This is a genomic window from Mesorhizobium sp. M7A.F.Ca.CA.001.10.2.1, assembly GCF_003998575.1.
In the GTDB taxonomy this organism is placed as follows: Bacteria; Pseudomonadota; Alphaproteobacteria; order Rhizobiales; family Rhizobiaceae; genus Mesorhizobium.
The window spans coordinates 1-4,253 of sequence record NZ_RZQY01000534.1 but is presented as its reverse complement, the minus strand read 5'-3'; the positions used below and the strand labels follow the sequence as shown (position 1 = coordinate 4,253).

General features: G+C 64.1%; 4 protein-coding genes. All 4 read left to right on the top strand.

Annotation, left to right across the window (positions count from 1 at the left end):
• Nucleotides 1–466: NADH-ubiquinone dehydrogenase (locus tag EN964_RS26650; protein WP_127276937.1), on the top strand; the 466-nt coding region annotated here is incomplete at its 5' end.
• A 73-nt stretch (nt 467–539) separates the two neighbouring features.
• Nucleotides 540–2,621, top strand: a complete 2,082-nt coding sequence (nuoG, locus tag EN964_RS26645) for an NADH-quinone oxidoreductase subunit NuoG (protein WP_127272580.1) — start codon at nt 540–542, stop codon at nt 2,619–2,621.
• A gap of 2 nt (nt 2,622–2,623) precedes the next feature.
• Nucleotides 2,624–3,667 carry an NADH-quinone oxidoreductase subunit NuoH gene (nuoH, locus tag EN964_RS26640; RefSeq protein WP_027034808.1) on the top strand — a complete coding sequence of 348 codons (1,044 nt, stop codon included), beginning with the start codon at nt 2,624–2,626 and terminating at the stop codon, nt 3,665–3,667.
• Complete coding sequence (gene nuoI, locus EN964_RS26635; protein WP_023812382.1) at nt 3,667–4,158, top strand: NADH-quinone oxidoreductase subunit NuoI; 492 nt, start codon at nt 3,667–3,669, stop codon at nt 4,156–4,158. The genes nuoH and nuoI overlap by 1 nt, the downstream gene beginning before the upstream one ends.
• Nucleotides 4,159–4,253 lie beyond the last annotated feature (95 nt).

Below are 4,253 nucleotides of genomic sequence, written 5' to 3'. Positions count from 1 at the left end.
GCGGCTGCTGCAGCCGATCGGCGATGATTTCGAGGCGCGCGTCGCGCAGTTCGACGATCCGAACTCTTCCTCCACGAAGGCGCGGGCGACGGCGAAAAGCATGATCGCCGAGGCGCAGTCCTTCGCCCGGGAGGTCACCGATATTGCCGCCAAGGAAGCCGCCACTGCCGTGCCGGCCGCCAACGCCGCTCCGGCGACAAGCGGCGCCGGCGATGCGCTGATGCCCGAGGATTTCAGGCAGCCCAACGCCATGGAGAAACCGGCCAAACCGGCGGATCTCAAGGCCATCTCGGGCATCGGGCCGAAGCTGGAAAAGGTTCTCAACGGCCTCGGTATCTGGACCTATGCCCAGATCGCGGCATGGACGCCGCAAGAGGTTGCCTGGGTCGAGGATTATCTGTCGCTCGGCGGCCGTATCGGCCGCGACGATTGGACAGCCCAAGCGGCGGCGCTCGCCGTCAAGTGAATGAAATGCCTGACGTGGTCTCGACCGCGTCCGGACAAAGAGATTGCGGGAACTCCGCAGGGGTTTGAGGCGAATGGCAAAGCTCAAGGTCGACGGGAAAGAGATCACTGTACCCGACCACTACACGCTGCTGCAGGCGGCGGAAGACGCTGGCGCGGAAGTGCCGCGCTTCTGCTTCCATGAGCGGCTCTCGATCGCCGGCAATTGCCGCATGTGCCTGATCGAGGTGAAGGGCGGGCCGCCCAAGCCGCAGGCCTCCTGCGCCATGAACGTGCGCGACCTGCGTCCCGGGCCGAATGGCGAGGCGCCGGAAATCTTCACCAACACGCCGATGGTCAAGAAGGCCAGGGAAGGCGTGATGGAGTTCCTGCTGATCAACCATCCGCTGGATTGCCCGATCTGCGACCAGGGCGGCGAATGCGACCTGCAGGACCAGGCGATGGCCTTCGGCGTCGATTCCTCGCGCTATCACGAGAACAAGCGCGCGGTCGAAGACAAATACATCGGGCCGCTGGTGAAGACGGTGATGAACCGCTGCATCCACTGCACGCGCTGCGTCCGCTTCACCACCGAAGTCGCCGGCATTTCCGAACTGGGCCTGATCGGCCGCGGCGAGGATGCCGAGATCACCACCTATCTCGAACAGGCGATGACGTCGGAGCTGCAGGGCAATGTCATCGACCTTTGCCCGGTCGGCGCGCTGACCTCGAAGCCATTCGCCTTCCAGGCGCGGCCGTGGGAGCTGACCAAGACCGAATCCATCGATGTGATGGATGCGGTCGGCTCGGCGATCCGTGTCGATAGCCGGGGCCGCGAAGTGATGCGCATCCTGCCGCGCGTCAACGAGGCGGTGAACGAGGAGTGGATCTCCGACAAGACCCGATTTATCTGGGACGGCCTGCGCACGCAGCGTCTCGACCGCCCCTATGTGCGCAAGGACGGCAGGTTGGTTGCCGCCAGCTGGGCCGAGGCCTTCGCCGCGATCAAGGACGCGGTATCGAAGACGGCGCCCGAAAAGATCGGCGCTATCGCGGGCGATCTCGCCGCCGTCGAGGAAACCTATGCGCTCAAGCTGCTGATGGCTTCGCTCGGCTCGAAGAATACCGATTGCCGCCAGGACGGCGCCGCACTCGACCCGGCGCTCGGCCGGGCGAGCTACATCTTCAACCCGACCATCGAAGGAATCGAGCAGGCCGATGCGGTGCTGATCATCGGCGCCAATCCGCGCTATGAAGCCTCGGTGCTCAACGCCCGTATCCGCAAGCGCTGGCGGATCGGCAATCTGCCGGTCGGCGTCATCGGCGATGTTGGCGATACCCGCTACGACTACGAACAGCTGGGCGCCGGACCGGATTCGCTGAAGGATTTGGCCGACGGCAACGGCAAGTTCTTCCAGACGCTGAAGAAGGCGACACGCCCTCTGATCATCGTTGGCCAGGGCGCGCTGGCGCGTGCCGACGGCGCGGCCGTGCTCGGACAGGCGGCCAAGCTCGCCGCCGCCGTAAACGCTGCCCGCGCTGACTGGAACGGCTTTGCCGTGCTGCACAACGCGGCCGGCCGCGTCGGCGGTCTCGATCTCGGTTTCGTGCCGGGCGAGGGCGGCAGAAACGTTGCCGGCATGCTGGGCGAAATGGAGCTCCTGTTCCTGCTCGGCGCCGACGAGATCGACATGGCCAAGACCGGCGGCGCTTTCGTCGTCTATATCGGCACGCATGGCGACCAGGGCGCGCACCGCGCCAATGTCATCCTGCCGGCGGCCGCCTACACGGAAAAGTCGGCCACCTACGTCAACACCGAAGGCCGCGTGCAGCAGACCAACCGCGCCGGCTTCGCGCCGGGCGAGGCGCGCGAGGACTGGGCGATCCTGCGGGCGCTGTCGGATGTGCTGGGCAAGAAACTGCCGTTCGATTCGCTGCCGCAGCTGCGCGCCAAGCTCTATGGCGAATACCCGCATCTGGCCCGTATCGACCAGGTCGCGGCGGGCAATGCCGAGGACATCACCGGGGTGGCGAAGCTCGGCGGGCGGCTGAACAAGGGCACCTTCACCTCGCCGGTGACGGATTTCTACCTGACCAACCCGATCGCGCGGGCATCGGCCGTGATGGCGGAATGCTCGGCACTGGCCAAGAGCGGCTTCAAGCAGGCGGCGGAATAAGCATGGACACTTTCTTCTCCTTCTACGTGCTGCCGGCGCTGATCATTCTGCTGAAATCGGTCGTGCTGATCGTTATCCTGCTGATTTTCGTTGCCTACATCCTCTACGCCGACCGCAAGATCTGGGCGGCGGTGCAACTGCGCCGTGGCCCGAACGTCGTCGGCCCCTGGGGCACGCTGCAAGCTTTCGCCGATCTGCTGAAATTCGTCTTCAAGGAGCCGGTCATCCCGTCCGGCGCCAACAAGGGCGTGTTCCTGCTGGCGCCGCTGGTCTCGGCCGTGCTGGCGATCTCGGCCTGGGCGGTCATTCCGGTCAATCAGGGCTGGGCGATCGCCAACGTCAATGTCGGCATCCTCTATGTCTTCGCCATCTCCTCGCTTGAGGTCTATGGCGTGATCATGGGCGGCTGGGCCTCCAACTCGAAATATCCGTTCCTCGGCGCGCTGCGTTCGGCCGCTCAGATGGTGTCCTACGAGGTCTCGATCGGCTTCGTCATCGTCACCGTTCTGCTCACCGCCGGCTCGCTCAACCTCACCGATATCGTGCTGTCGCAGCATGATGGAATTGGTACGCGGCTTGGCCTGCCCAACACCTTCCTCGACTGGAACTGGCTGGCGCTGTTCCCGATGTTCATCATCTTCTTCATCTCGGCGCTGGCCGAGACGAACCGGCCGCCTTTCGATCTGGTGGAAGCCGAATCGGAACTGGTCGCCGGCCACATGGTCGAATATTCGTCGACGCCGTTCCTGCTGTTCTTCCTCGGCGAGTATGTCGCCATCGTGCTGATGTGCGCGCTGGCCACCATCCTGTTCCTCGGCGGCTGGCTGCCTCCGTTCGACTTCGCGCCGTTCACCTGGGTGCCGGGCGTCATCTGGTTCGTGCTGAAAGTCTGCTTCGTGTTCTTCGGCATCTCCATGGTGAAGGCCTTCGTGCCGCGCTACCGCTACGACCAGTTGATGCGGCTTGGCTGGAAAGTGTTCCTGCCGATCTCGTTGTTCATGGTGGTCGCCACCGCGGCCTTCCTCAAGATCACGGGGTTTGCGTGATGTCCGCTCTTTCCCAAGCCGCCAAATCGCTGCTGCTGCAGGATTTCGTCAGCGCCTTCTTCCTGTCGATGCGCCAGTTCTTCGCGCCGAAGGAGACGATCAATTATCCGCACGAGAAGGGGCCGACCAGTCCGCGCTTCCGCGGCGAGCATGCGCTGCGCCGCTATCCCAATGGCGAGGAACGCTGCATCGCCTGCAAATTGTGCGAGGCGATCTGCCCGGCGCAGGCCATCACCATCGAGGCCGGCCCGCGCCGCAATGACGGCACGCGCCGCACGGTTCGCTACGACATCGACATGGTGAAGTGCATCTATTGCGGCTTCTGCCAGGAAGCCTGCCCGGTCGACGCCATCGTCGAGGGGCCGAATTTCGAATTCGCGACGGAGACGCGCGAGGAACTCTACTACGACAAGGACAAGCTGTTGGCGAATGGCGACCGGTGGGAGCGCGAACTGGCGCGCAACATCTCGCTGGACTCGCCCTACCGCTGATATTTGACGCATGGGCGGGGCAGGGGCCTCGTCCAGAGGATGATCCCGAAAAGTTGCGGACTTTTCGGACCAGATCATGCTCCGGAATACAGAGT

What these genes read in the sequence shown, in the direction of transcription:
- nuoH (WP_027034808.1), top strand. Translation starts at nt 2,624, where the DNA reads ATGGACACTTTCTTCTCCTTCTACGTGCTGCCGGCGCTGATCATTCTG.
- nuoG (WP_127272580.1), top strand. Translation starts at nt 540, where the DNA reads ATGGCAAAGCTCAAGGTCGACGGGAAAGAGATCACTGTACCCGACCAC.
- nuoI (WP_023812382.1), top strand. Translation starts at nt 3,667, where the DNA reads ATGTCCGCTCTTTCCCAAGCCGCCAAATCGCTGCTGCTGCAGGATTTC.